This is a genomic window from Synechococcus sp. R55.4 (assembly GCF_047461935.1).
In the GTDB taxonomy this organism is placed as follows: domain Bacteria; phylum Cyanobacteriota; class Cyanobacteriia; order Thermostichales; family Thermostichaceae; genus Thermostichus.
On the sequence record NZ_JANSIF010000060.1, the window covers coordinates 1 to 21,672 of the forward strand.

The window sequence follows — 21,672 nt, forward strand, 5'->3', positions numbered from 1 at the left end:
TCAGGGCTTTGCGGGATACCGCCTTCCTGCTCAGAGATAGGCAGGATGCGATCGCTTCTTTCCTGAACCATGTTCAGCAGAGTTCAGCGTGAATGTATCAGGGAGCACGTGCTGGGTGGAGTTTTGGCGATTGCGGCCGCGATTGGCTTGGTGGTCTTGCTGTTGGAAGCGATTCGATATCGCCGCTGGGGATCCGTTCGCCGCTGGCAACCGGCAGTGGGGCTGGGCTTGGTGGCGTTGGCAGCGCTAGGGTGCTGGCTGGGTCAGTTGCCGGATCTGATCCCCCTGGCTTTGTTGTTGGGGGGCCTGGTGGGGGTGGGGTTGCTGGGGTTGAGTGGCTGCGGTCGGGCCGGGCAAGGGCTGGTGGTGCTGTTGCTCAGTTTGGCGGCCTGGCAAAGTCTGGCTGTCGGCTCCCCCGGTCGCATCGGCATTGCGGAGCAACATGGAATGCTGTTTCTGTGGGGCTGCGGCCTGGGGATGGGCTTGGTGGGGATCCCTTTGCTGGGGGTCTTGGCGGAAACAGAAGCCCTGTCCTTGCTGATGGCGCTGGGCCAGGGGTGGAGCGGCATTGCCGCCTTAACCTGGGGATCCCGCCTGCTGGAGATGGGATCCCAGCCGGATCTCCCTTGGCAGGTGCTGTTGCCGGTGGGGCTGGCCGCCCTCAGCTTGGTGGCAGGCACTGTGCCGCTCTTGACCGCCTCAGAAGACTCCCCCGGGCTGCTGTCGGCAGTGGGGCATGGGGTGGGGTGGCTGGTGGCGTTGGCGCTGGCCTTGGCCTTGACCCGCAACGGCCTATACCAGGATCCCTTCTGGGCCTTGCTCTACGGGGTGGGGGTGCTGCTCTCGTGGGCCTTGCTTGCCTTGGAGAACCAGACGGGACGGGGGATCCCTGCGCCAGGGGAACCTGCTCATGTCAGCGGGCCGGAGGCTTTAGCCGGTCGCGTCAGCGTTGCCGAGCAACAAGGACGGCTGCTCTGGCGGGCCTGTGTGGGCCTAACGCTGGTGGGCGGAGGAGCGCTGCTGGCGCTGCGGCTGGGGGGATCCTACGGGGCGGCCCTCTTGGGGCTGGGATGTCTGGCTTTTCCCAGCCGTTGGGGGGCCATGGCCGCTTTGTTTTTGTCGGCCCGCCCTCTGCTGCAAAACCTGTTGCACCAGTTCAACCTGCAGGTTGCCGGGATCGACCTCACCCAACCCTATGTGTCGGCGGCGCTGTACCTGGGAATGGCGGCCATGGCGCTGGCGGCGCTCCTGCACTGGCTGTATGGGCCAGACAAACCCCTGCAGACGGGGATCGCCCTGACGCTGGCTAGCCTGGCTTTGCCGGTGGGGGTGGGCTACTTCATTCACGCTCAGCCGCAAGCGGCCTTCCTGTTGGGAGCCTTGACCACCGCCTTGATCCTGGCGGCGCTGCAGCCCATCCTCCTGCAGCAGGAGGGAAGAGGGGCGGAATCTCTGGGGATCCGAGGTTTGGGCCTGGCTGTGCTTGCCATTCTGGGATCCAACCTCAGCCGCGATTGGACGGTAACCGGCTTCCATGCCACCCGCTGGGAACGGGCGCTGGTGCTGGCCGGGGTGGTCGGGATCCTGGCGTTGATTCTCCTGCTCTGGCAAGGCTGGAGCCTGTGGCAATCCAGGAGAATGCGCGCCCCTGCCCGCTGTTCGCGTTAGCGGTGCGGAGCACTCTGGTTGTGCGGAGATGAAACCCGTTCCCTTGGGCACCCTTGGCACCTGGCAAGGGATCCTCGGCCCAGAACAAACCGCTGAGGCTCTGGGCAACCCCGGTGTGAAGGTGATCGGATCCCCGGCTTTGTTGACGTTGATCGAGCGGTGCGGCCACACCACCTTGCAGCCCTTCTACGAGCCGGAGGAAGCGGCGGTCGGGATCCGCTTTGCCTTGGAGCATCGGTCGGCAGCGGTGGCGGGGGATCCCTTGCAGGTTCGGGTCGAAGTCGTGGCAGTGGAGGGGAGACGCATTCAGTTTCAGGTGGAGATCACCCAGCAGGAGCGGCTGGTGATGCAGGGATCCTACACCTGCCTGGTGGTCGATTTGCCCCGTTTTCTGGCCCGCTATGGATTGACCGCGGAGGATCCCAGTCGGTGCTCAAGCTGTTCGCGTTAGCGGGACGGAGTCCTTTGGGATTGCTGCTGGCCGTCTTTGTGGGAACTCTCTTGTTCTGGCCTCAACAGCTCATTCTGCGCTACCGCAAACCCTGGCAGGGCCCCCTTGCCTGGATCTGGAAATGGCACGGCTGGGGAGGCTGGGCCGTGCGGGGCAGCCGCCGTGGCTGGGAATGGCGTTGGGGATCCCTGCGCCTTCGCGGGCGTTGGCCGGTACAGCGGGGAGAACCTCGCTCCCTCGGAGATTGGCCGCGTTATTGGCCCTACCTGTGGAAGCTGGGCAAGCAACTTCGCATTCAATCCTGGCAAGGCGGCGTAGAAATTGGCTTTGCCGATCCAGCTTTGACGGGGCAATGCTTGGGGCTGATCGCCGCTCTACCTCTTCCGTTGGCTCAACACCTGCGCTTGACCTTCACCCGCATCGGCTGGTGCGGACAGGGATCCCTGGTGGTTCGGTTTCGCGGCTGGCAGGTGCTGGGGCCGGCCTTAAAACTGGGATGGCTCGCCCTTTCGCGCCGGTGGGACAGAGTCCTGCGGGCAACCAGGGGGGATCCCCGGCAGAAATAGCCAATGGGAAAGCTGGCCTCAGGAGAAAAGTGCTGTGGGGGAACCGCACCGCTGACGTGGTCAGACCGGCTGCAGCGCCGGGCGGCAATTCAACAGAGGCATGACCCGTTCCCCAAATCGCTGCACATCGGCAACAAAATCCGGGAATGTGAACAGGATCCCATCGATGCTGGTTTGGCCGGCGATGCGATCCAGTTCTCTTGCCACAGTTTCATAGGAACCGATGAGGGTTGGGATCCCCATAAATGCCTCTGCCTGGTAGCTTTTCACGTTCACCCCCACCGGATCTGTGTTGGCTGCCCCTTTCCAGCCCAGCAGGGCCTCGATATCCCCCCCTTCCATGTAGTGCTCTGCAACAGCTTCGGCTTCCGCGTCGGTTTCTCCCATCACCACAGTAAACAAAGCGTAGGTACCCACAGTGCGTCCCACCCGTTGGCCAAGCTCCTTCAGCCGATCGCTCATGCGACCAGCCTCTTCAACGGGAGCCAAGATGAAGTTGTGGTTGCCCATTTCCGCCGTAAAGCGCATACCCCGCTCTGAGTGCCCTGCGCAAACAATCGGGATCTCCCGCGAAGGGCGAGGCTGACAAACGCAGTCTTCCAACTGAAAATACTTGCCCTGATAAGAAACACGCCCTTGCTCCCAGAGCAGCTTCATCACCTGCACATACTCGGTGGCGTAGTCGTAGCGATAGCTGTAGTATTCATCCCCCGGCCACAGGCCCATTTGCGAATATTCCAGCTTGTTCCAGCCGGTCACGATGTTGAGGCCAAACCGTCCTTTGCTGATGCTGTCCAGAGTGACACACATGCGAGCGGCCACAGCAGGGTGGAGCGTAGGCAGAGCCACCGAAGCGTAGAGATGGATCCTTTCCGTCACCGCCGCCAAGCCCGCCATTAGGGTAAAAGACTCCAAGGCGTGATCCCAAAACTGGGTTTTCCCCTTAAACCCCCGCCACTTCACCATGGACAGGACAAATTCAAAGCCATACCGTTCCGCCAAGAGGGTGATCTGCTTGTTCAGCTCGAAAGTTGGCATATATTGCGGCGAATTCACCGAGATGATCCAGCCGTTGTTGGCGATGGGGATAAACACCCCAAACTGCAGATACCTCATCGTCCAGTCCTCTCTCGATAAAGCCCTTGGGGAAACAGGCCAAAAACCCCCTGCCCTATCTAAGTCGGTCAGAGGCGAGGAAATGGTGTGCAACACTACTGGGTAAGCCAGGAAGGGATCCCGAACGATGTGCTCCCCACCGCCAAGGCAACCAGCGCCGGAACAGCCTCGGCGAGCACAACTTTGATTTGAACAGGTGAAGCAAAAGAAGATAAAGAAGATATCTTGGTCTTGGTTGGCCCCGCCCTTGTAGATCCCATCGCTGCTCCGCTGTTGAGGCCAACTTCAGTACTCCGCACCGCTAACGCGAATCGGTTAGCTAGGGGAATGGGTTTGGGCAGTTCCCAACCTAAGGGGTAGGCGTGGCAGGGGGAATGCGCAGCTCCACAGCCGTGTCCAGGCGGGAGCGTGGGGGTGGGGCTTCTCCCTGAGCCAGTTCTAGGTATTGGGCCAGCGGGTGATTTTCCTTCCAGCGGGATCCCACCTCAGCAGCCATTTGGGTGACTTGGATTTGATAAAGCTGGGCCAGCTCGGCAGCATTGAGGTTGCTCCGCTCCACCTGATCGCGACTGGCCTCGGCCAGGATATCTACCACAAGGTTGCCTTGCTCATCAAACCGCCACAGTTCCAGGCGGCTGCGGGAACGCAGGCTCAACTCCGTTGGCGAAGCTGGTCGAGTGAGGACATCGACGCGGGCGATGACGATGGCTTCCAGGCCCAGGTAATCGAAAAATTGGCCCACCGCCTCCGGCTTGCGGCGATCCCACTCAAACAGCTCGTAGATGGGCCAGCCCACCTTCTGCAAAATGGGCTGAATGCGACGGTTGTCCAGGGGCACCACCTTCTCGCCGTTGGGGATCAAGCCCAGACGCACCGCCTCTATGGCCAGGCGCTGGCCCAACAGTTGGGTATGCTCCAACCCTCCCACCCCCAAAATGCCAAGGCGACGGCGGGGTTGAGGCCGAATGGGCACCTGCAAAACCACATCCACAGGGGTGGTCAGGCCCGCTTGCAGGAGGATCTCCTGCTCTGCCTTTTCATAGTCGGGGTGCCACACCGTCAACAGCCAACGCCCGGCTGGGGCATGGTCTAGCTCAAAAGCGCCCCGCTCATCGGTTTGAATCGGCTGATTGGGGTTCTCCATGCCCTCCAACTGCACCTGTGCCCCCGCCACAGGTTGTCCCACGCTGTTGCTCACCTGCCCCACCAGCCGCGCCGTTCCCTGGGGCTGCCCTTTGTCTTGAAAGGGAAACAACGGCGTCAACCGTGGAATGGGGGTGGCCGGAGCCTGAGCCAGCGCTCCTGAAGTCAGTGCCAGCCAGCCGCAGAGGGCCAGACTGCCTGTTCGCGAGAGCGTCGCGTAGCGATAGCTGATCCTGCGCCGGAGAGGATGGAAGAAGAGAAGAGGCATGGCGAAGGTTGCATCCGGTAATAGCAGTCGGTTCTATTCTGCTTTGCGCCACTGACGGGTGCTGCAGGGATCCTCACCCCGAAAAGGGGTTGTTGGCTTGCCATTGTTGGACAAACACCGGCACCATGTTGCGCACCTGCAGCCGAAACAGGCCCGCTGCTGCATCTTCAAACATCGGATCCCCGCCCACATCATCCCGCCCATAGGCTTCGTAGTAGCGAGCCCGATCCCCAGGCCGATCCCTCTGCAAGTCCACCACCACCACCACCCCGCGGCTGCGCAACTGGTTGGGGGTGAAATTGGGAATTTCCACCGGCACCGTCGGGGCCACAAAGCGTAAGGCCGTATTCAGCAGAGAGTTGCCCTGGCGGTTGTAGTCCCGCGAGATCTGCATCTGGGTCAAAAGGATGTAGCGCAATCCCAGGGCATCCCCGATCACCTTCAGCTTGGCCAAATCGGAGGTGTAGCGCTCATCCCGATCCAACAAAGTCAGGCCCTGGGTGAGGGGCAGAAGCGGCTCAAACCGGGGATCCGGCCCCAGAGGCCCCTTCAAGAGCAGTACCGGTCGCTGGGGCTGCAACTCCTTCAGGGCCATGCTGAGGTGGCGGGCCAGCTCATCCGAGTAAACGGGTTCATCCGGCAAAAGGCCAATGCCCTCCGGCTGGCGGGTCGGTTCCCCTGGCGGCAGGCGAATATCCTGAGTGGAGACAAAGCCGGCCCGGACTTCCACCTGGGTGCTGGTCAGGGGAAAACCCGGCACCTCCACATCCACCAAATACAGGCCGGCCGGCAGTTCCGGCAGCACGTAAGTGCCGTCGGCAGCAATGCGGACGGTTTGCCTGGGTTGGGTTGGCGTGGCGGCCAGGTGCAAAACCCCCGTCTGAACAGGTTGGCCGGCAATATCCAGCACCCGCCCGGTCACCACACCGCGGTTGCCTGGAGAGGGGACTCCCCCGTTCAGGACCTCTGTCCCGCCGTCGCCAACTTGAGCCTGAATATCCTGCAAACGGCGCAAAGCTGGGATCCCTGCTGCCACCACCCACAGATCCCGCTCCCCCAGCATCACCAGACCCGTCGGTTGTCCCTGCAGCCGCAGTGAGGCTGCCAATCGCCCCGTCTGCAAATCCACCAGTTGCAGGCGGTCGCTATCGCGGGAGGTCACGTAAGCCCAACGTCCATCCGGGGAAAGGGCCAGCCGCGTCGGTCGCCAATCCAGGCCAACCCGCTGCAGGGCCTCGCCGCTGCGGCTCAGATCCAGCACTGTTAGATCTTGGCTGCCGGAGTTGAGCACCACCAAGCGTTGCCGTTCCGCATCCAGGGCCATGGCTTCCGGAGTATGACCGCCCCGCCAACGGGCCAACAGCTCCCCATTGTCCGGGTTGACCACCAGCAAGCTGAGGGGATCCTCCCCGGCTAGGCCCACAAACAGGGATCCCCGCTGCGCATCATAGGCCAGCGCCAAGGGGGGGCCGGGCATCGGCAAATTGCGGGCTTGCGGCTGCTCTGAGGGATCGCTTTGCGCACCGCTGACGCGCAGGGGAGCAGCCATCACCGCCAGACTTTGGGCAGAGGGCAGGGAGGCGAAAACCCGCCCTGTGACCCCATCCACGGCAATATCCAAAACTCCCGCCGGCAACCCATAGGCCTGAATCAGCTCCCCCGTCAGCAGATCGAGGGCCACCAGCCCAGGGGCATTGGGGCCAGAGGCATAGACCACCTGCCGCGCCTCATCCACCCGCACCACACTGGGGGCAAACCCCACCGCCGCCTGCCACAAGGGATCCCCGCTGGCCCCATCCAGCAGAGTCACCGCCTGCTCCTCCAACAGCCCAACCGCGACCCAGCCCCGATCCGGTACCCCATCGATGCGATCGGCAGAGCTGCGCAAGGGCAAAAGCCAATCCCCCTCTGTCCTCAGGCCGTTCCCGTCCGTCGAAAAGTTCTCCACCGCAGAGGAGGAGCCTGCTGCCGGCAAAGGGATCCCTTGCCCCAGCACGGGGGATCCCAGCCCCAGCACGCTGCTCAGCACAACCAGCCATTGCCACCGCATGACCTTCCTCACTCCACAGCCGCGCCTGCTTTGACTCAGGAGATCCTTGCCCAACCAGCATAGCCAACCCGACCGTCCCCTCGGTGCCGGAAAGCCCAAACCCATTTTTTGACAGGCTGCCCAGACGAACATAGAATGGATATTCGCTGGTTTTGTCAGGATCAACCATGAAGGTACGGCCTTCCGTCCGTCGGATCTGCGAAAAATGCCGGGTCATCCGCCGCCACGGTCGGGTGATGGTCATTTGTTCTTCCAACCCCAAGCACAAGCAGCGGCAGGGCTAGAGGGTCGATGGTGGGTGGGTTCAGCCTGCAACGGGAGACAGAGGCAAAGGCTTCCGACACAACCGAGCAAAACGTTGGCTAGACCTCTCGGTGAGCATGGATCCCAAGACTGGCATCTCTACAGCAACATTTCTCTGAATGAGGATCCCATCTCAGGCAGGCAACTCAATCCTTACTGGGCAAGTGTGTTCGAGTTGGTTTGATTTGATAAGGTACCCCTGACTATGGCACGGATTGCGGGAGTTGACATCCCCCGAGAAAAGCGAGTGGAGATTGCCCTCACCTACATTTACGGCATTGGGCTAACCCGCTCCCGCCAGATTTTGGCGAAGACCGGTATCAATCCGGATACTCGTACCCGCGACCTCACCGACGCTGAGGTGGCCGCCCTACGGACGGTGGTGGAGGGCGAATACCAGGTAGAAGGGGATCTGCGCCGCCAGGAGGCGATGAACATCAAGCGGCTGATCGACATCGGCACCTATCGAGGTCGTCGCCATCGCCTGGGTCTGCCCGTGCGTGGTCAGCGCACCCGCACCAACGCCCGCACCCGCAAGGGGGTCAGGAAAACGGTGGCCGGCAAGAAGAAAGCTCCTGCCAAGAAGTAGTCGCTCGGCTTTGCGCGGAAGGCAAAACTCTTCCACCATCCCGAATCCCAACCCCAAACAGTCGATTGCAAGGACACCTGGATCATGGCTCGGCAGCAACGGCGCGGACGTAAAGTCAAAAAGAACATCCCCAATGGGGTGGCCTACATTCAGTCCACCTTCAACAACACCATCGTCACCATCACGGATCCCAACGGCGATGTGGTGTCTTGGGCCTCGGCAGGTTCTACGGGCTTCAAAGGGGCCAAAAAGGGCACTCCCTTCGCCGCCCAAATGGCAGCAGAAAGTGCGGCGCGTCAAGCCATGGAGAACGGCATGCGCCAGATCGAAGTGATGGTGAGCGGGCCGGGAGCCGGTCGGGAAACCGCCATTCGCGCTCTACAGGCAACGGGCCTGGAAATTACTCTGATTCGAGATATTACCCCCATTCCCCACAACGGTTGCCGTCCTCCCAAGCGGCGGCGTGTCTGAAGGATCCCGCGTTGAGGGCTGGTCGAGCGTCTGTAGGGGGTTTTCTCCAGAGCTACGCCATGCCCCAGCGAAGGTCTGCCCAAGCGTGAGATGACCTCGAAGTTTCATCAGTTCTCCAAACGGATATCGAGCCAGACGGACGGGGCCACTATGATGATTCAAACCAGCCGAACCCTCCTCCACTCTCTCGGCAGCAAAGCGAGCTCAAGCGCTGTTGCTTACCAGACCGAGTGTGTTGAATCTCATCGGGATGATAACGGCGTTCACTACGGCAAATTTGCTCTGGGGCCACTGGAGCGCGGCCAAGGGATCACGGTGGGCAACGCTTTGCGGCGGGTGTTGCTCTCCAATCTGGAGGGGACGGCGGTGACCGCTGTACGCATTGCCGGGGTGAGCCACGAGTTTTCCACGGTGCCGGGGGTGCGGGAAGACGTGATGGAGATCCTTCTGAACATGAAGGAGTTGGTGCTGCGCTCCACCGCTCCCGATACTCAGGTGGGCCGTTTGGTGGCTCAGGGGCCAGGGGAAGTCACCGCCGAGAAGCTGCAATTGCCCAGCGACGTGGAGGTGATCAACCCCCGTCACCACATTGCCACCCTGGCGGAAGGGGCAATTTTGGAAATGGAGTTCATGATTGGCCGAGGACATGGCTACCGCGCCGTCGATTACTCTGACAGCAAGGCGATGGCAATCGATTTTCTGCAGATCGACTCTGTCTTCATGCCGGTGCGCAAGGTGAACTACGCCGTGGAAGCAGCCCGGGTCGGCCAATCTTTGGAAAAAGATCGGCTAATATTGGAAGTCTGGACCAACGGCAGCCTCACCCCGCAAGAGGCCCTCAGCCAAGCCGCCCGCATTTTGGTGGGCTTGTTCTCGCCGCTGCAGGAGGTCAGCTTCGATACCCCTGTGCCGCCCCAGCCAGCCGAGGACAACCAGAAAAACCAGATCCCCATCGAGGAGCTGCAGCTATCGGTGCGGGCCTACAACTGCCTGAAGCGAGCTCAGATCAACACGGTGGCCGATCTGCTGGTCTACACCGAGGAAGATCTGCTGGAGATCAAAAACTTTGGCCAGAAATCTGCCGAAGAGGTGGTGCAGGCTTTGAAAGCCCGCTTTGGTCTGACGCTGCCCCGCACCCGCGAAAAGGGCAAGGCGTAGGGTTCAGGTTCCGTCCAAAGTATCGGCACCGCCGGCACGACCGCGTCAAAACCCAAGGATCCCCGAAGACTGTAGGACAAAAGGCAGAGGTTACCATGCGCCACCGCCGTCGTACCCCCCACCTCAACAAGCCCGCCGACCAGCGCAAGGCCCTGATGCGGGCGCTGACCACGGCTCTCCTGCGGGAAGGGCGGATCACCACCACCAAAGCCCGCGCCAAAGCCATTCGGGCCACCACTGAGAAGATGATTACCCTGGCCAAAGAGGGATCCCTGGCGGCGCGGCGACAGGCGCTGGCCTATATCTACGACAAGGATTTGGTGCGCTCCCTGTTCGAGCAGGCTCCTGAGCGCTACCGGGATCGGGCCGGTGGCTACACCCGCATCCTGCGCACCGTGCATCGGCGGGGCGATGGAGCAGAAATGGCGGTTATCGAGCTGGTGTAGCAGGAAGGGATCCATGCCGTACCGTCGCATTGCCCTGAGAATTCAGTACCTCGGCAGCGGGTTCTGTGGCTGGCAGCGCCAGGCGTCCCGCCGTACCGTGCAGGGGGTACTGGAGGAGGCAATTGCGTCGCGGGCGGGACATCCGGTGACCCTCTATGGGGCAGGCCGCACCGATACGGGGGTTCATGCTGCAGGCCAGGTGGCCCACTTCGACACCACCTCCGGCATTCCTGCGGCGGAGTGGTCGCGGGTGCTGAACGACTGTCTGCCGGAAGATGTGGTGGTACTGGCTTCCGCCCAGGTGCCTGGCTCCTGGCATGCCCGCTTTTCGGCTCGCTGGCGCCGTTACCGCTACCTCATTCTGAATCGGGAGCGACCGGATGTGTTCTGGCGCCTCTTTAGTTGGCAGGTGCGGTGGCCTTTGCAGGTGGAGCCGATGGCGGAAGCCCTGAACTCCCTGCTGGGAGAGCACAGCTTGGAAGCCTTTCGGCGGCGCGGATCCGATCGCCCCCACTCGCGGGTACAGGTGCAGGAGGTGCTCTGCCAGCGGCTGGGGGACTTGATCAGCATCGAGGTGCAGGCCAGCGGCTTTCTCTACCGGATGATGCGGCTTTTGGTGGGATCCCTAGAGGTGGTGGGCCGAGGCGAGCTCAGCCCAGCCCAATTTGTCCACCTGTGGCAACACAACGACTGGAGCCAGATGCGCACCCGCTACAGCGCTCCCCCGCAAGGGCTGTGCCTGACGGATGTGGGCTATGCTGCGGATCCCTTCGGTCAACAGTTCGCCCACTCGCTGCCCTTTTGGGCCTTGCCCACAGAGCCTCCCTCCGCCCTCCGGTCGCCGGCTGCGTTGGCCCATTCCTGCGGTTGATCTGGGCGATCTCCAAGCTTGTCCTGATATGTTTCCTTGCCTGCCATGAACAAAACTCCCCTTCCCAACCCCGAAACTCTGGCGCCCCGCTGGTATCTGGTGGATGCTGCCAATCAGCGCCTGGGCCGCTTGGCTGCCGCTGTGGCCACCCTCTTGCGGGGTAAGCATAAACCGGACTTCACCCCTCACCTGGATACGGGGGACTATGTAATTGTGATCAACGCTGAGAAAGTGGTGGTCACCGGCAAAAAGCGCACCCAAAAGCTCTACCGCCGCCACTCCGGCCGTCCTGGCGGCATGAAAGTGGAAACCTTTGCCCAACTGCAGGCGCGCCTGCCGGAGCGGGTGGTGGAAAAAGCGGTCAAGGGAATGTTGCCCCACACCCGGTTGGGCCGGCGGCAATTCACCAAGTTGAAAGTTTATGTCGGGCCAAACCACCCTCATGAGGCCCAGCAACCTCAGGTTTATCCGCTCAACACGATCCCAGGAGCCAAAGCATGACTCAAGCGAGCAGCCAACGAGCCGTTTATTGGGGAACCGGACGCCGCAAAACCGCCGTTGCCCGCGTGCGTCTGGTGCCCGGCACGGGCAAAATCATCATCAACGACAGGCCGGGAGACCAGTATCTGCAGTACCAAGAAGCCCTGCTGGCCGGTGTGAAGGGGCCGCTGGAGATCCTGGGACTGGAAAACTCCTACGACATCTTGGTGCGAGCCCATGGCGGCGGCGTTCACGGCCAGGCGGATGCGATCAAGCTGGGGGTGGCGCGCGCCCTCTGTGAGGTGGATCCGGCCAATCGCGGCCCCTTGAAAGTCGAGGGTTATCTGAAACGGGATCCGCGCGCCGTGGAGCGGAAGAAATACGGCCTGCGCAAGGCCCGCAAGGCTCCCCAGTACTCGAAGCGCTAGGGATCCCTGCCATTGCTTTTCAGAGGAAGATGTTGATAGACAAGGGTATAGAGACAGGCCCAGAGGAGGAGAGGGTTATGCCCAAGAAAGGATTGCACCCGCAGTGGTATCCAGAAGCCAAAGTCATCTGCAATGGCGAAGTGGTGATGACGGTGGGATCCACCAAGCCGGAGCTCAGGGTGGATGTTTGGTCGGGCAACCATCCCTTTTTCACCGGCAGCCAAAAGATCATCGATAGCGAAGGCCGGGTGGAGAAGTTCATGCGCAAATACGGCATGGGAGGTGGCAAAAAGGCCAAGTAGAGGTTCCCCCATCTGGGTGTGGGCAATACTTGGATTCCTGGGTATCGCAAGTCTATGGCTTCTGCTCAACTGATTGACCAGCTTAAGAATGTCGAAGCCACCTTTCAGGAGCTGACGGTGCGCTTGGCCGATCCGGACGTGGCCACGGATCCAGCTGAGCTGCAGCGGATTGCCAAGGCCCGCTCCTCCTTGGAGGCCACCGTCCAGGCTTTTCACGACTGGCAAAAGCTGAATCGCGATCTGCAACAGACGGAAGAACTTTTGCGGGAATCGGCCTCCGACCCGGAGCTGGAGGCGATGGCAAGAGCGGAACTTGAGCAACTGCGGGCCCGCCAAGAACAACTGGAGGAAAAGCTCACCCTGCTGCTGCTGCCCCGGGATCCCAACGACGACAAGAACATTATGTTGGAGATTCGCGCTGGCACCGGTGGGGAGGAGGCGGCGCTGTGGGCGGCGGATCTGGCCCGCATGTACACCCGCTACGCCGAAAAGCTGGGCTGGTCGGTGCGTCTGGCGAGCCTCTCGGAAGGAGAGCTGGGGGGCTACAAAGAGGCGATCCTGGAGATTCAAGGGGATCAGGTGTACAGCAAGCTCAAGTTTGAAGCTGGCGTGCATCGGGTGCAGCGGGTGCCCGTCACCGAAGCGCAAGGCCGTGTCCACACCTCGACGGCCACGGTGGCGGTGATGCCAGAGGTGGACGAGGTGGAGGTGGTCATCGACCCGAAAGACATCGAAATCAAAACGGCACGTTCCGGGGGGGCAGGCGGCCAAAACGTGAACAAGGTGGAGACGGCGGTGGATCTTCTCCACAAGCCCACCGGGATCCGGGTGTTTTGTACCGAGGAGCGTTCCCAGCTGCAGAACCGCCAGCGGGCCATGCAGATTTTGCGGGCCAAACTCTACGAGATGAAGCTGCAGGAGCAACAGGCCTCCATTAGCTCTGCTCGGCGCATGCAGGTGGGAACGGGATCCCGCTCGGAAAAAATTCGCACCTACAACTACAAAGAAAACCGGGTCACCGACCACCGCCTTAACCAAAATTTCCCGCTGCAGCCCATTTTGGATGGAGAGCTGGACGACCTGATCCAAGCCTGCATTGGCCTTTACCAGAGAGAGCTGCTGGCGGAGTTGTCCTAGGCTGGCTTTGGCCGGATGGATCCCTTCCTGAGAACCTTTCTTCTGCCAAGCTGGCGATAGAATGAATACTCACGTCGAGAACCCAGACTCCCCATGCTGGCCGAATACCGCCAACACGCCGCTGCCCGCGAGGCCCAAGGGATCCCGCCGCTGCCCCTGAATGCAGCCCAGACCAGCCAGTTGTGCGAGCTGCTGAAGGCCCCGCCTGCCGGCGAAGAAGCCTTTTTGTTGCACCTGCTCACGGAGCGCGTCCCACCGGGAGTCGATGAAGCAGCCTACGTGAAAGCGGGCTTTTTGGCGGCGGTAGCCAAGGAGGAGGTTGCATCGCCGTTGATCACTCCTGTGCGGGCGGTAGAGCTGCTGGGCACTATGCTGGGGGGCTACAACGTTCAGGTTTTGCTGGAGCTGTTGCGGGATCCCCGGAGTGAGATTGCAGCGGCAGCAGCCCGCGCCCTCAGCCACACCCTGCTGGTTTTCGATGCCTTTCACGACGTGCTGGAGCTGAGCCAATCCGGCAATGCCTATGCCCAGCAGGTGCTCCGGTCTTGGGCCAATGGCGAATGGTTTACCGCCAAAGACCCCCTGGCCGCAGCCATCACCGTGACGGTGTTCAAAGTTGCCGGCGAGATCAACACCGACGACCTTTCCCCCGCCGCCCACGCCACCACCCGCCCGGATATCCCCCTCCACGCCCAGGCCATGCTGGAGTCCCGCGCTCCGGGATCCCTGGCCGCCATTGCCGAGCTGAAGCGCCGTGGCCATCCGGTCGCCTTTGTGGGGGATGTGGTAGGCACGGGATCCTCCCGCAAATCCGCCCTCAACTCACTCCTCTGGCACATCGGCCACGACATTCCCCATGTGCCCAACAAGCGGGCTGGGGGGGTGATCCTGGGGGGCACCATTGCGCCCATCTTCTTCAACACCGCCGAAGATGCCGGGGCCTTGCCCATCCAGTGCGATGTCTCCCGCCTGGAAACCGGCATGGTGGTTACCATTTGCCCCTACGAAGGTGTGATCCGCTCTGAGGCCGGCCAGGTTCTCTCCACCTTTTCCCTGCGGCCCGTGACCCTCCCCGACGAAGTGCGGGCGGGGGGACGTATTCCCCTGTTGATTGGCCGTGCCCTCACCGACAAAGCCCGCCAAGCCTTGGGTTTGCCTCCCTCGACCTTGTTTATCCGCCCCACTCCACCGGCAGACACCGGCAAAGGCTATACCCTAGCGCAAAAAATCGTGGGCAAAGCCTGTGGGCTGCCAGGCGTGCGTCCGGGCACAAGCTGCGAACCCCTGATAACCACCGTGGGATCCCAGGACACCACCGGCCCCATGACCCGCGATGAGCTGAAGGAGCTGGCCTGTCTGGGCTTCAACGCCGACCTAGTGCTGCAGAGCTTCTGCCACACCGCCGCCTATCCCAAGCCGGTGGACATCCAGATCCACAAAGAGCTGCCCGACTTTTTCGCTTCCCGCGGGGGCGTTGTCCTGCGTCCCGGCGATGGCATTATCCACTCCTGGCTCAACCGCATGCTCCTGCCGGATACCGTCGGCACCGGGGGCGACTCCCACACCCGCTTCCCCTTGGGGATCTCCTTCCCGGCGGGATCCGGTCTGGTGGCCTTTGCCGCCGCCATGGGGGTGATGCCCTTGGACATGCCGGAATCGGTGCTGGTGCGCTTTAAGGGGGAACTGCAGCCGGGGATCACCCTGCGGGACATTGTCCATGCCATCCCCTACGTGGCCATTCAGAGGGGGCTGCTCACCGTTGAGAAAAAAGGCAAGAAAAACGTCTTTGCCGGGCGCATCATGGAGATCGAGGGCCTGCCGCATCTGAAGGTGGAGCAGGCCTTCGAGTTTACCGATGCCTCGGCAGAGCGCAACTGTGCCGGCTGTACCATCCAGCTGAGCCTCGAGACGGTCTCAGAATATCTGCGCTCCAACGTGGTGCTGCTGAAAAACATGATTGCCCGCGGCTACCAGGATGCGAGAACCTTGCTGCGGCGCATCGCCAAAATGGAAGCCTGGCTGGCCAGCCCCACCCTCCTGGAGGCGGATGCCGACGCTGAATACGCCGAAGTCATCGAAATCGACCTCAGCACCATCACCGAGCCAATTGTCTGTGCCCCCAACGATCCCGACAAGGTGATGACCCTGAGCGAAGTCCATGCCCAACACGCCGCCGGCAACCCCGATACGCCGATCAAGATTGACGAAGTTTTCATCGGCTCCTGCATGACCAACATCGGCCACTACCGCGCCGCCGCCAAAATCCTGGAAGGCCAAGGGCGGGCCAAGGTGCGCCAATTCTGGATCTGTCCGCCCACCCGCATGGATGAGGCACAACTGCGCTCGGAAGGCGTATACGGCATCTTTGCTGCCGCCGGGGCCAGAACGGAAATGCCGGGATGCAGCTTGTGTATGGGCAACCAAGCCCGCGTGGAAGACGGGGCCACCGTCATGTCCACCTCCACCCGCAACTTCAACAACCGCATGGGCAAAGACGCGCGGGTTTATCTGGGATCCGCCGAGCTGGCCGCCGCCTGCGCCCTTTTGGGCCGGATCCCCACCCCTGAGGAGTACCGAGAGATCGTCTCCACCAAGATCCAGCCCTTTGCCGGCGAGCTGTACCGCTACCTCAACTTCCACGAGATCCCTGGCTTTGAGGACGAAGGACGGGTCATCCCGCGGCAGCACGTGGAGGAGCTGTCCAGGAGCCGTTCTTGAGCGAGAATAGGGGCTAGCTGCCCTGATAGCATGGCAGGGATCGCCCCATTGCCCTGGAGAAAGCTCAATGGCCCTGAATCCAAAGAGGATCCGCCGCATCCACCGCACCCTTGCCCCCATTCTGGCCCTGCCGTTGGTGGTGACGGTGCTGACGGGATCCCTCTATCAAATTGCCCGCCTTAACGAAAACTTCGACTACTACTGGCTGATCCAAATCCACAAAGGGCAGTGGGGCCCCCTCGATCTGCAAGCGGTTTACCCCTTCTTAAACGGACTGGGGCTGCTGGTGATGGTGGCAACCGGCCTCAGTATGTGGTTACCAACAAAACCCCATCGCCGCCCCAAACATACGGAGTCCTAGAGGGTTTTGGATAGATAAACCTGTAGGGTAAATACCTAAGAAACATTCCAGAAAACCCTACATTTCCCGGAACGGATTTGACTACACTAGAAGCATAGAGGTTTTGCTTGCACCTCTAAAGTTGAGCCCCAAAAGCTAAGCTCCAAACTCGAACTGGAAGTCAAAAAAGCAAAGTAATAGAGGAGGAGGATGCTCTATGGCTCTTGTCCGCTGGGATCCATTTCGTGAAATTGACGAAATTCAACGGGAAATGAACCGGATGTTCGACCGGTTGATCCCTCGCACCACCGAGGCCGACGGCTTTGCCTTCATGCCGGCAGTGGAGATGCACGATGATCCCGAAACCATTACCCTGAAGCTGGAGCTGCCCGGCTTGAACCCCAACGACTTGGATATCCAAGCGACAGCCGAAGCGGTCTCCATCACCGGGGAACGGCGATTTGAGAAGCGCTCTGAAGACAAAGGGGTAACCCGGACTGAATTCCGTTATGGGCGCTTCCAACGGGTGATCCCACTGCCGAACCGGATCAAACACGATCAGGTGAAAGCCGAATACAAAGATGGGATCCTCACCCTCACCTTGCCCAAGGCAGACTCTGAAAAAGCCCAAGTGGTTAAAGTGAGCGTTGTCTCCTGATGGGCGTAGCTGAAGCTGCTCTGAGGTTAGGCAATTTTCCATGAGGAAAAAAGATCCCATAGGGGTAGGCTCATCGCCTACCCTTTTTTAGTCCTTTTTTGCGTTTTGGTTCTTCAGCTTGCGCTCATTTCAAGCAGGAATAAATCGGGTTCGCTGCAGGGATCCCCAGCTCTCCCTACCGAACTCAACTCAACTCGATTTGACTTTTGCCCGCCGCTTTGGATAGGGTTTGAGTGCGCAACGGAGCCAAGGTTGAGAGCATGGCCAGCGTTACCTACGAACACGTTACCAAGCGCTACAGAGACACCACCGCCGTCCATGACCTGAACATCACCGTCGAAGACGGGGAATTTCTCGTCTTTGTCGGCCCCTCCGGCTGCGGCAAAACCACCTCCCTGCGCATGCTGGCCGGCTTGGAAGAAGTGAGCGCCGGCTCCATCTACATTGGCGATCGACGGGTGAACGATGTCCCCCCCAAGGATCGGGATATCGCCATGGTCTTCCAATCCTATGCCCTCTACCCCCACATGACCGTGGCCGAGAACATGGCCTTTGGCCTCAAGCTGCGCGGCCTGCCACGGGCGGAGATCGAAAGCCGGGTTAGGGGGGTGGCCAAGCGCCTTGGGATCGAACACCTGCTCAACCGCAAGCCCAAGGAACTTTCGGGTGGGCAACGGCAGCGGGTTGCCGTCGGGCGGGCCATCGTGCGCAATCCGGCGGTGTTTTTGATGGATGAGCCCCTCTCCAACTTGGATGCCAAGCTGCGGGTACAGGCGCGGGCCGAGATTAGCAAGTTGCACATGCAACTGGGCACCACCTTTATCTACGTTACCCACGACCAGGTGGAGGCCATGACCATGGGCAACCGCATCGCCGTCATGAAGGATGGCCGCCTGCAGCAGGTGGATACCCCCCACACCCTCTACACCCGCCCGGCCAACCTGTTTGTGGCTGGGTTCATCGGCAGCCCCGCCATGAATTTCTTCCAGGCCAAGCTGCGGGAGCAGGAGGGCACCCTCTGGATCGATACCGGCGCCTTCCGCGTGGCCATCCCGCCCCACCAGGCAGAGCCCTATTGGCAATACGTCGGCAAGTCGGTCATCTTCGGCATCCGCCCGGAAAACATCCACGATCCCCACTACCAACCCCCAGGGATCCAACCTGCCCCGGTGCGGGCTAAGGTCTCGGTAACGGAGCTGGTGGGCCATGAAGTAATCCTCTATCTCAGCACCAGCGACCGAGAAGGGATCCTGGCCGAGCAGGAGTTTATTGCCCGCGTGGATCCCCGTACCCAGCTGCGCGTCAACCAGTGGGCGGAAGTGATCTTCGATATGGATCGCTTCCACCTGTTCGATCCCGAAACCGAGCAGCGCCTAGGTTAAACCCTGGAATCGCTTTAGAATCCTAATCAGTCCTACAGAGGCAGGGATCCCTATGCCGGAGCAATCCACTTCCAAGTTGGTTCAGGCACAGTTTGACGAGTTTCCGTACCCGAATGTGCCGATTGAGCAGACGGTTACGGATAACTTCGCGCTGTTTGCCAACAGCCTCACCACCGCTTACTATCGCCGCAACCGCAAGGTGGTCAAACCCGAGGGCAAAGTAATGCTCAACGCCGGCTGTGGCTCCGGCTGGGAAACCCTTGTGCTGGCCACGGCCAATCCAGGAGCTTCTTTTGTCGGGGTGGATATCTCGGCAGAATCCCTGAAAATGGCCCGGCAGCGCTTCGAGTTCCACCAGATCAAAGAGGCGCGTTTCGAGGTGATGGACATCACCGACCTGCAAGCCTTGGGGGAGCAATTCGATTTCATCGCCTGCAACGACGTGCTCTACCTGCTGGACGATCCGGTGGCGGGGCTGAAAGGCATGCGCCAAGTCCTCAAACCGGACGGCATCATCCGCACCAATGTCCACAGCCTTTACCAGCGCCAGTTTATTTTCAACATGCAGGATGCCATGGAGCTGCTGGGGGTGATGGATGAGCCGGCTGCCAAAGCCGTTCCCATCCTCAGGGAGCTGATGGATGCCCTTCACGAGGGCAGCTTCGTCAAAAGCCACTGGCAGGGGGATGCCATCAAAACCACCAATGGGATCCTGGCCAACTTTCTGCTGCGCAGCGACAAAGGCTTTACCGTGCCTCAGGTTTTCCAGATGCTCCGCCAGGCCGGGCTGGAGTTCATCAGTATGGTCAATTGGCAGCAGTGGAAGCTGGAGCGGGTCCTCACCAAGCCCGTTCCCTACGCTCTGCGCCAAATCAAAAAGCTCAGCCAGGAGGAGCTGCTGCACTTTATCGAGTTAATCTTTCCTAACCTGACCCGCCTGATCGACTTCTGGTGTGGCCACCCCACCGGGGCCACTTCTCCCCAACCCTTCAGCAGCGAGGAATGGAGAAATGGCTTGGTACAGGCGCATCCTCTGCTGCTGAGGCTCAACGCCAAGGCTGCCTTTGAGAATGCCATCCGCGACAATGGCCCGGTCAACATCAACGGCTGGCCCGGCTCCGAGGGCAACATCACCATCGATCCCTTCTCGGTGCGCTGGTTGATCGATGTTTTTGGAGAAGAGCCTGTTCCTGTACAGGCCCTGGCGGCCAAGGCGGTAGATCTCATGGATTGGACCCCCGAAGAGGCCTTTAACCAAGTGGTGGCCAATCTCAAGTTCCTGGAAGAGCGGCTGGTGGTGCTGTTGCACTCGCCGCTGCGTTAACAGGAGTTGCTCCCCCAGGAGCTGTCCTTCCCAATTTATGACGCCCCCTTATCTCATTCTGGGAGAAACGGTTGAGGTATGGGTGCAGTGTCCCAGTTGGAATTGCAATGGCCACACACGCTGTCCCACCTAAGGCTGGGATCCGGATCCCTCTGAGTCTGCTTTTGAGTCTGCTTTGAGTACCCTGATTTGCTCGGCCCGAATGGCTGCCGGGATCCGCCCTTCCGCATCGACGTTGACGGCGAACCGAACGGTGCCTTCCATTTCCACCACATCTCCCGGGAGCAGATCCAGCCAGCTGGCAGAGCGGCCAAGGCGAGTCACTTGCACCTCCTCAGCGGGAACCACCGAGACCCACGTGCCCGCGTAGCGATCCAAGCTGGGGCTGACTTTTTCCAAGTTGACCCCAATCCAGCCCTCCTTGCGGTTGAGCAGCCGCACCGTCCCAGTTAGTTGGAAAGGCTGTGCTTCTTCCGCTAACTTGATTGGCTCGTAGAGAACCTCTGTATTTAAAGGCTGCAGCCGAGCCAACTCCACCCGCCACCCTTGAGCCTGGCGATAGAGGGTAACCTCCATAACTGCGCGCAGCCGACCCTCCGGCAAAGGCTCGTAGAAGCCCAACTGAGAGCGAAAAGGGCGAAACCGGGGATCCTCCCGATCCGGCTCTGTTAAAAATCGTTGCAGCTCCTCGGCAGTGAACTGGAAACGCAAAGTCGGCACCACCGCTTCTGGCTTCAGGATTGCCTCCACCCGGAAAATGGCCGTATTGCCCACCGCTTGAATGGGGGTGAGGGTAAACTCCTCCGCTGAGGGCCACGATTGATCCAAGGCCCCCGGAGGGATCCCTTTTAGCAGCCGCGGAGTGAGCAGGGCTTCTGCGGTGGCAAAATCGCGGGCATTGGCCGCCTGGACAAACTCCCGCAGCGTTTCCTCCGCCGTTTTGGCCTGCCAACAGCCCCCCAGAGGCAGCAAAGCCAGCACCAAGAAAAACCACGCTCTCACATCCACACCCTCCCCAAGATGACTCTTGCTCCCAGATCTCCCTGAAGGCGACAGCTCTAGGGATTCTCGGTTGGAGATGGCGCGGGATCCGTTGCTTCCGTCTCTTCTGGCTTTTCCGGCTGGGATCCCGAAGCAGCAGGTGGCTTATCCGGCTGCCACACCTCAATCCGCCAGCCGCGGTCTTGCTGGTAGAGGGTGATCTTGACGCGGGAGGTCACCGTGTCTCCCTCCAGGCGCAGACCCACCAACTGAGGGGCCAACTGCTGATAGGTGGGATCCGCCAGATCCGGCTGGGTCAAATACTTGCGCAACGTCAAGGGATCCAGCCCCAGGCGCTGGGCCGCATCCTCCAGCGAGTCGGTGCCCTCCACCCAAACATAGGCCGTCTTCCCGGTCACCTCTTGGTTGCGCACCTGCACGTTCTCCCCCACCGTGCCCCAAATCGAAGGCAGGGATCCCGGCCGGAGGGTATTGCTGAAGCGCTCCGTCAGGTAGCTGTCTGCCGTGCCCCAGTCCCCCTTCTCGGCAGCAGCGATGAAAGTGCTCACCACCTGGTCAGGAGTTTGCACAGGAGCTGCCTGGGTACAGGCGATTACACTGCCCAAGGTAAAGATGAGAGCATAGGTACTGATGTGTCGCGACATGAGTGTAACCTCGCAAAATGCACTGCCTCAGGGCAAGTTCGACAGATGTTAGGTAAACTACCCGGCTCCGACCGCTAAGTGGTACGGAGCGGGCTTTCAGTAGCCCTGGGCCTGCTCTGCTCTACCAGAGAACAAAACAGGCCCGAACCTCTAGGCT

General features: G+C 60.9%; 23 protein-coding genes. 18 read left to right on the forward strand and 5 right to left on the reverse strand.

The window, feature by feature from the left end:
- Positions 1 to 123: 123 nt before the first annotated feature.
- Genes NW842_RS12320 through NW842_RS12330 form a run of 3 tightly spaced genes read left to right on the forward strand, consistent with a single transcriptional unit; the run spans position 124 to position 2,685 of the window.
- Positions 124 to 1,668 carry a hypothetical protein gene (locus NW842_RS12320; RefSeq protein ID WP_414418137.1) on the forward strand — a complete coding sequence of 515 codons (1,545 nt, stop codon included), beginning with the start codon at positions 124 to 126 and terminating at the stop codon, positions 1,666 to 1,668.
- Positions 1,669 to 1,696: 28 nt separating this feature from the next.
- A complete protein-coding gene (locus NW842_RS12325) occupies positions 1,697 to 2,119 on the forward strand; it encodes a thioesterase family protein (RefSeq protein ID WP_414332361.1) in 423 nt (140 codons plus the stop codon).
- Positions 2,098 to 2,685: a hypothetical protein gene (locus tag NW842_RS12330; RefSeq protein WP_414355785.1), complete on the forward strand. Its 588-nt coding sequence runs from the start codon at positions 2,098 to 2,100 to the stop codon at positions 2,683 to 2,685. The genes NW842_RS12325 and NW842_RS12330 overlap by 22 nt, the downstream gene beginning before the upstream one ends.
- Positions 2,686 to 2,745: 60 nt before the next feature.
- Here the strand turns inward: NW842_RS12330 and NW842_RS12335 are convergent, their stop codons facing one another.
- From NW842_RS12335 to NW842_RS12345, 3 genes are all read right to left on the reverse strand, one after another.
- The gene (locus NW842_RS12335) at positions 2,746 to 3,801 is read right to left on the reverse strand and encodes an LLM class flavin-dependent oxidoreductase (RefSeq protein ID WP_414355786.1); all 1,056 of its coding nucleotides are present in this window, start codon (positions 3,799 to 3,801) and stop codon (positions 2,746 to 2,748) included.
- A gap of 349 nt (positions 3,802 to 4,150) precedes the next feature.
- Positions 4,151 to 5,212 carry a carboxypeptidase-like regulatory domain-containing protein gene (locus NW842_RS12340; protein ID WP_414355787.1) on the reverse strand — a complete coding sequence of 354 codons (1,062 nt, stop codon included), beginning with the start codon at positions 5,210 to 5,212 and terminating at the stop codon, positions 4,151 to 4,153.
- Positions 5,213 to 5,285: 73 nt separating this feature from the next.
- Positions 5,286 to 7,262, reverse strand: a complete 1,977-nt coding sequence (locus NW842_RS12345; RefSeq protein ID WP_414418138.1) for a carboxypeptidase regulatory-like domain-containing protein — start codon at positions 7,260 to 7,262, stop codon at positions 5,286 to 5,288.
- Between the two features lie 167 nt (positions 7,263 to 7,429).
- On the opposite strand from NW842_RS12345, the gene rpmJ reads away from it, so the two are divergent.
- From rpmJ to NW842_RS12420, 15 genes are all read left to right on the forward strand, one after another.
- Complete coding sequence (gene rpmJ, locus NW842_RS12350; protein WP_011433187.1) at positions 7,430 to 7,546, forward strand: 50S ribosomal protein L36; 117 nt, start codon at positions 7,430 to 7,432, stop codon at positions 7,544 to 7,546.
- A gap of 224 nt (positions 7,547 to 7,770) precedes the next feature.
- Positions 7,771 to 8,154 carry a 30S ribosomal protein S13 gene (gene rpsM, locus NW842_RS12355; protein ID WP_011433188.1) on the forward strand — a complete coding sequence of 128 codons (384 nt, stop codon included), beginning with the start codon at positions 7,771 to 7,773 and terminating at the stop codon, positions 8,152 to 8,154.
- A gap of 84 nt (positions 8,155 to 8,238) precedes the next feature.
- Complete coding sequence (rpsK, locus tag NW842_RS12360; protein WP_011433189.1) at positions 8,239 to 8,625, forward strand: 30S ribosomal protein S11; 387 nt, start codon at positions 8,239 to 8,241, stop codon at positions 8,623 to 8,625.
- A 150-nt stretch (positions 8,626 to 8,775) separates the two neighbouring features.
- Positions 8,776 to 9,783 (forward strand): DNA-directed RNA polymerase subunit alpha, encoded by a 1,008-nt coding sequence (locus tag NW842_RS12365; protein ID WP_414418139.1) that lies wholly within the window; start codon positions 8,776 to 8,778, stop codon positions 9,781 to 9,783.
- Positions 9,784 to 9,878: 95 nt separating this feature from the next.
- Positions 9,879 to 10,229, forward strand: coding sequence for a 50S ribosomal protein L17 (gene rplQ / locus NW842_RS12370; RefSeq protein WP_414355790.1), 351 nt, complete (start codon positions 9,879 to 9,881; stop codon positions 10,227 to 10,229).
- A 13-nt stretch (positions 10,230 to 10,242) separates the two neighbouring features.
- Positions 10,243 to 11,100 (forward strand): tRNA pseudouridine(38-40) synthase TruA, encoded by an 858-nt coding sequence (gene truA, locus NW842_RS12375; RefSeq protein WP_414418140.1) that lies wholly within the window; start codon positions 10,243 to 10,245, stop codon positions 11,098 to 11,100.
- Between the two features lie 45 nt (positions 11,101 to 11,145).
- Positions 11,146 to 11,601, forward strand: coding sequence for a 50S ribosomal protein L13 (gene rplM / locus NW842_RS12380; protein ID WP_011433193.1), 456 nt, complete (start codon positions 11,146 to 11,148; stop codon positions 11,599 to 11,601).
- On the forward strand, positions 11,598 to 12,008 hold the full coding sequence (gene rpsI, locus NW842_RS12385; RefSeq protein ID WP_414388121.1) for a 30S ribosomal protein S9: 411 nt from the start codon (positions 11,598 to 11,600) through the stop codon (positions 12,006 to 12,008). The genes rplM and rpsI overlap by 4 nt, the downstream gene beginning before the upstream one ends.
- A 77-nt stretch (positions 12,009 to 12,085) precedes the next feature.
- Positions 12,086 to 12,310 carry a 50S ribosomal protein L31 gene (gene rpmE, locus NW842_RS12390; RefSeq protein ID WP_414351133.1) on the forward strand — a complete coding sequence of 75 codons (225 nt, stop codon included), beginning with the start codon at positions 12,086 to 12,088 and terminating at the stop codon, positions 12,308 to 12,310.
- A gap of 54 nt (positions 12,311 to 12,364) precedes the next feature.
- On the forward strand, positions 12,365 to 13,447 hold the full coding sequence (prfA, locus tag NW842_RS12395) for a peptide chain release factor 1 (protein WP_414418141.1): 1,083 nt from the start codon (positions 12,365 to 12,367) through the stop codon (positions 13,445 to 13,447).
- A gap of 93 nt (positions 13,448 to 13,540) precedes the next feature.
- Positions 13,541 to 16,165, forward strand: coding sequence for a bifunctional aconitate hydratase 2/2-methylisocitrate dehydratase (gene acnB / locus NW842_RS12400; protein WP_414418142.1), 2,625 nt, complete (start codon positions 13,541 to 13,543; stop codon positions 16,163 to 16,165).
- A 67-nt stretch (positions 16,166 to 16,232) separates the two neighbouring features.
- Positions 16,233 to 16,526 (forward strand): PepSY domain-containing protein, encoded by a 294-nt coding sequence (locus NW842_RS12405; protein ID WP_414355795.1) that lies wholly within the window; start codon positions 16,233 to 16,235, stop codon positions 16,524 to 16,526.
- A 196-nt stretch (positions 16,527 to 16,722) separates the two neighbouring features.
- The gene (locus NW842_RS12410; RefSeq protein WP_011433199.1) at positions 16,723 to 17,163 is read left to right on the forward strand and encodes an Hsp20/alpha crystallin family protein; all 441 of its coding nucleotides are present in this window, start codon (positions 16,723 to 16,725) and stop codon (positions 17,161 to 17,163) included.
- Positions 17,164 to 17,423: 260 nt separating this feature from the next.
- Positions 17,424 to 18,545, forward strand: a complete 1,122-nt coding sequence (locus NW842_RS12415) for an ABC transporter ATP-binding protein (RefSeq protein WP_414409110.1) — start codon at positions 17,424 to 17,426, stop codon at positions 18,543 to 18,545.
- A gap of 52 nt (positions 18,546 to 18,597) precedes the next feature.
- On the forward strand, positions 18,598 to 19,869 hold the full coding sequence (locus NW842_RS12420) for a class I SAM-dependent methyltransferase (protein ID WP_414418143.1): 1,272 nt from the start codon (positions 18,598 to 18,600) through the stop codon (positions 19,867 to 19,869).
- 129 nt (positions 19,870 to 19,998) lie between these two features.
- On the opposite strand, the gene NW842_RS12425 is transcribed toward NW842_RS12420, so the two are convergent.
- Entirely contained in the window at positions 19,999 to 20,877 is an 879-nt protein-coding gene (locus NW842_RS12425; RefSeq protein WP_414418144.1) for a hypothetical protein, read from the reverse strand.
- Positions 20,878 to 20,927: 50 nt separating this feature from the next.
- Positions 20,928 to 21,515 (reverse strand): hypothetical protein, encoded by a 588-nt coding sequence (locus NW842_RS12430; protein WP_414418145.1) that lies wholly within the window; start codon positions 21,513 to 21,515, stop codon positions 20,928 to 20,930.
- Positions 21,516 to 21,672 lie beyond the last annotated feature (157 nt).

Excerpts from the sequence above, each read along its gene's own strand:
- rpsM (WP_011433188.1), top strand. The coding sequence starts at position 7,771 with ATGGCACGGATTGCGGGAGTTGACATCCCCCGAGAAAAGCGAGTGGAG.
- rpsI (WP_414388121.1), top strand. The coding sequence starts at position 11,598 with ATGACTCAAGCGAGCAGCCAACGAGCCGTTTATTGGGGAACCGGACGC.
- NW842_RS12340 (WP_414355787.1), bottom strand. The coding sequence starts at position 5,212 with ATGCCTCTTCTCTTCTTCCATCCTCTCCGGCGCAGGATCAGCTATCGC.
- NW842_RS12325 (WP_414332361.1), top strand. The coding sequence starts at position 1,697 with ATGAAACCCGTTCCCTTGGGCACCCTTGGCACCTGGCAAGGGATCCTC.
- truA (WP_414418140.1), top strand. The coding sequence starts at position 10,243 with ATGCCGTACCGTCGCATTGCCCTGAGAATTCAGTACCTCGGCAGCGGG.
- NW842_RS12365 (WP_414418139.1), top strand. The coding sequence starts at position 8,776 with ATGATGATTCAAACCAGCCGAACCCTCCTCCACTCTCTCGGCAGCAAA.
- prfA (WP_414418141.1), top strand. The coding sequence starts at position 12,365 with ATGGCTTCTGCTCAACTGATTGACCAGCTTAAGAATGTCGAAGCCACC.
- NW842_RS12420 (WP_414418143.1), top strand. The coding sequence starts at position 18,598 with ATGCCGGAGCAATCCACTTCCAAGTTGGTTCAGGCACAGTTTGACGAG.
- rplQ (WP_414355790.1), top strand. The coding sequence starts at position 9,879 with ATGCGCCACCGCCGTCGTACCCCCCACCTCAACAAGCCCGCCGACCAG.
- rpsK (WP_011433189.1), top strand. The coding sequence starts at position 8,239 with ATGGCTCGGCAGCAACGGCGCGGACGTAAAGTCAAAAAGAACATCCCC.
- rplM (WP_011433193.1), top strand. The coding sequence starts at position 11,146 with ATGAACAAAACTCCCCTTCCCAACCCCGAAACTCTGGCGCCCCGCTGG.
- NW842_RS12345 (WP_414418138.1), bottom strand. The coding sequence starts at position 7,262 with ATGCGGTGGCAATGGCTGGTTGTGCTGAGCAGCGTGCTGGGGCTGGGA.
- NW842_RS12335 (WP_414355786.1), bottom strand. The coding sequence starts at position 3,801 with ATGAGGTATCTGCAGTTTGGGGTGTTTATCCCCATCGCCAACAACGGC.
- rpmJ (WP_011433187.1), top strand. The coding sequence starts at position 7,430 with ATGAAGGTACGGCCTTCCGTCCGTCGGATCTGCGAAAAATGCCGGGTC.
- NW842_RS12410 (WP_011433199.1), top strand. The coding sequence starts at position 16,723 with ATGGCTCTTGTCCGCTGGGATCCATTTCGTGAAATTGACGAAATTCAA.
- NW842_RS12405 (WP_414355795.1), top strand. The coding sequence starts at position 16,233 with ATGGCCCTGAATCCAAAGAGGATCCGCCGCATCCACCGCACCCTTGCC.
- NW842_RS12430 (WP_414418145.1), bottom strand. The coding sequence starts at position 21,515 with ATGTCGCGACACATCAGTACCTATGCTCTCATCTTTACCTTGGGCAGT.
- rpmE (WP_414351133.1), top strand. The coding sequence starts at position 12,086 with ATGCCCAAGAAAGGATTGCACCCGCAGTGGTATCCAGAAGCCAAAGTC.
- acnB (WP_414418142.1), top strand. The coding sequence starts at position 13,541 with ATGCTGGCCGAATACCGCCAACACGCCGCTGCCCGCGAGGCCCAAGGG.
- NW842_RS12415 (WP_414409110.1), top strand. The coding sequence starts at position 17,424 with ATGGCCAGCGTTACCTACGAACACGTTACCAAGCGCTACAGAGACACC.